This is a genomic window from Streptomyces colwelliae (genome assembly GCF_048158785.1).
In the GTDB taxonomy this organism is placed as follows: domain Bacteria; phylum Actinomycetota; class Actinomycetes; order Streptomycetales; family Streptomycetaceae; genus Streptomyces.
Genome location: NZ_JBLTJC010000880.1, coordinates 1 through 666, shown reverse-complemented (window position 1 = coordinate 666; position 666 = coordinate 1). Strand labels below are relative to the sequence as shown.

Sequence of the window (666 nt, the reverse complement as noted above, 5' to 3'; positions counted from 1 at the left end):
GGCAGGGAGTGGTGGGCGTTGCTTCCGCAGACCAACTGCACGGTGCCGCCGTGGGCTTCGCGGGCGAGGAGGAGGGCGAGTTGGTTGGCTTCGGTGCCGCCGGTGGTGACGAGGGCGTCGGCGAGGCCGATCTCGTGGGCGAGGGTGCGGGTGACTAGGGCTTCGAGGGCGGAGGCGGCGGGGGCCTGGTCCCAGGAGTCGAGCGACGGGTTCAGCGCGCTGACGGCGAGGTCGGCGGCGGTGGCGACGGCGAGCGGCGGGCAGTGCAGGTGTGCCGCGCACAGCGGGTCGGCGGGATCGGCGGCGCCTTCCGCGAGCGCGTGCACGAGGGTGCGCAGGGCGTCGGGGTCGCCTTCGTCGGGGAGTACGTCCCCTACGGCGTCCCTCATGCGGGCGGCGACCGCGTCGGGGCCGCCCGCGGGGAACGGGCCGCCGCGGGCCCTGCGTCCGGTGCCGAGGGCGTCGAGGACGGTGTCGAGCAACGGCCGCAGGGCGTCGGGTCCTCCGGGGCCTGAGGCGAGGGGGGCGCTGCTCATGCTGTCCTCCGGGGCGCGTGGCATGGGGAGTTCCAGCTTGTACCTGGATGAGTCGACGCGCCCGGGGAGAACAACGATCGGAACCCGAAAGGGTGTTGTTCAGTGCCCGTGTGTTGGTGCGGGCGTCGCT

1 pseudogene is annotated in these 666 nt (G+C 74.2%); it reads right to left on the bottom strand.

Features of this window, described 5'->3' with window-relative positions:
* A pseudogene (locus ACNFOC_RS54965) lies at window positions 1-536 on the bottom strand (aspartate aminotransferase family protein); the annotation flags it as partial.
* Between the last annotated feature and the right edge of the window lie 130 nt (window positions 537-666).